At 62.8% G+C, this 1832-nt stretch carries 3 protein-coding genes; 2 read left to right on the top strand and 1 reads right to left on the bottom strand.

The window, feature by feature from the left end:
• Positions 1–108: 108 nt before the first annotated feature.
• A complete protein-coding gene (locus QZ269_RS12990) occupies positions 109–564 on the top strand; it encodes a GNAT family N-acetyltransferase (protein ID WP_291427119.1) in 456 nt (151 codons plus the stop codon).
• Positions 565–948: 384 nt separating this feature from the next.
• On the opposite strand, the gene QZ269_RS12985 is transcribed toward QZ269_RS12990, so the two are convergent.
• Complete coding sequence (locus QZ269_RS12985; protein WP_291427118.1) at positions 949–1377, bottom strand: hypothetical protein; 429 nt, start codon at positions 1375–1377, stop codon at positions 949–951.
• A 175-nt stretch (positions 1378–1552) separates the two neighbouring features.
• Between QZ269_RS12985 and QZ269_RS12980 the strand changes: the two genes are divergently transcribed.
• Positions 1553–1832, top strand: a 280-nt coding sequence (locus QZ269_RS12980; RefSeq protein ID WP_291427117.1) for a hypothetical protein, incomplete at its 3' end; no start/stop codon positions are given.

Raw genomic sequence — 1832 nt, 5'->3', positions numbered from 1 at the left:
ATTCCCATGAAGCTCGTGGTACACGCTGCGAAGTAATTCAAGGTGAACCCGGAACCCCGTCCTAGTGGCGGGGTTTTTGCTGTATCTGGGCCTGCGCTAAAGTGGCCTATGCCGCTTGTCCAGCTTGCGTTCACCGACCCCCGCGCCGCCGAACTGATGAACGCCCAGCAATACGAATTGCGCGAACTCTACCGCGACACCGATGAACGCAGCGAGCCGTTCGGCCCCAGGATGCTAGCCGGGGAAGGCTGCGTGCTGTTGGCTTACGAGGAACGCAGCCAGCTGCTGGCCTGCGGAGCCATCAAGAAGCTGAGCGAGCACGAGGCCGAGATCAAGCGGATGTACACGGCCCCGGCGGCGCGTGGGCGCGGGCTGGGGCGCGAGGTGCTCGGTGGGTTGATCGAGCAGGGGCGGCGGCTGGGTTATGACCGACTGGTGCTCGAAACTGGTGACTTGCAGACGGCGGCGCTGGGCCTGTACGAGAGCGCGGGCTTTGTGAGGATTCCCAACTATGGATATTACGTCGGGGTTGACAACAGCCTGTGCTACGCGCTGAAGCTGTAGTCAGGCCGGGCAGAAGTTGAGCCACCAGGGGGCAGCGATACTCACGGGATTTCTCAGACTTTTGGGCCGCCCCTTTTCACCCCAGCCCGGTGCATAGACCAGCTTGTCGGTTCGCCACTCGACCCAGCCATGCCACTCGGGGCCGGGCCAGTAAAGTTTTCAGGGATGGGTAGTTCACGCAGCGCAGTTCCAGATATTCGTTCACCACGCGGGCATTCCCGAAATAACCGCCCCACCGCTGCATTCCCTGCGCCTGCGTGCCCGCCCAGCGCGTACCAGTTGGCCCAGACCAGGGCGTATGCGCGGGTGTGTCGGTGTGGCGAGGCCAGAAAAAGACGATCAGGAGAACAAGAAGGCTAGCGGGCAAAAGAGAATCGCAGGAAGTCATGCTTGGGAACACCCGCCTAACCAGTCGGGAGCGGGGATGATCGCCGGAAGCAGCCGTCTGGGCCGCGCCTCCTGCCCCTTGTACGGAACATAGACGACCTTGTCAGCCCGCCATTCTAGCCAGCCGTCCCACGCCGACCCCGCGCCAGGCCAGTAGTCCAGCCGCGTATTCAGGGAGGGCCGGGCCACGCAACGCAACTCCAGATATTCCTCCAGCAGTGTGTTCCTACCCAACTTCTCCATTCCCTGCAATTCTGTCCCTGCCCAGCGTGTTCCCGCAGGCCCCGGCCAAGGCACATGTGCAGGCGTACCGGTATGGTGGCTCAAGCCCATCAAAATCAGCGGGCCAGCCAGCAGCAGACCGAGCAGGCCCACCAGCAAAGCCAGCAGACCAAGCGTCAGACCTTGTTTGAAGCGCACAGACATAGCGCCAGCCTAAGCTCACAGCGGTGACGGCGCATCCTCCCATAGGTGTAGCCTATTCCCCATGCTCCTGAACTGCCAGGGCCGCGTCTCTTTGCCTGACACAGAGAATCAACTGGAGCGACCGGACAATGCCGAAGAGTGACAGCGGCCTGACAGTCGATCATTACCGTGGGTCATGTTGGGGCACTTCCCGGACACCATCTATGAGCCATTTTTAACAGGGAGAAAGCCTGATTCGGCGTTCCTGCCCGTGCTGATCCCAGGACAGGCGACTACGCTGTGGCTCGCGCCGCACGCCGCCGCACAGATTCGCCGCCGCACTGAAGGCCGGGGCGACCCGCACAGCACCCTGGTGTGGTCTGGGCAGACCGGCGGGCAGGGCCGGGTAGAAGTGACCTTGCCGCCCAGTGCGCCCCAGACCTACGACGGGCTGCTGTTCCGGGTGCTGTGGGAGG

The sequence above is a fragment of the Deinococcus sp. genome, from assembly GCF_018260405.1.
Classification (GTDB): Bacteria; Deinococcota; Deinococci; order Deinococcales; family Deinococcaceae; genus Deinococcus.
This window is presented reverse-complemented; position numbering and strand designations above follow the sequence as displayed.

What these genes read in the sequence shown, in the direction of transcription:
- QZ269_RS12985 (WP_291427118.1), bottom strand. Translation starts at nt 1,377, where the DNA reads ATGTCTGTGCGCTTCAAACAAGGTCTGACGCTTGGTCTGCTGGCTTTG.
- QZ269_RS12990 (WP_291427119.1), top strand. Translation starts at nt 109, where the DNA reads ATGCCGCTTGTCCAGCTTGCGTTCACCGACCCCCGCGCCGCCGAACTG.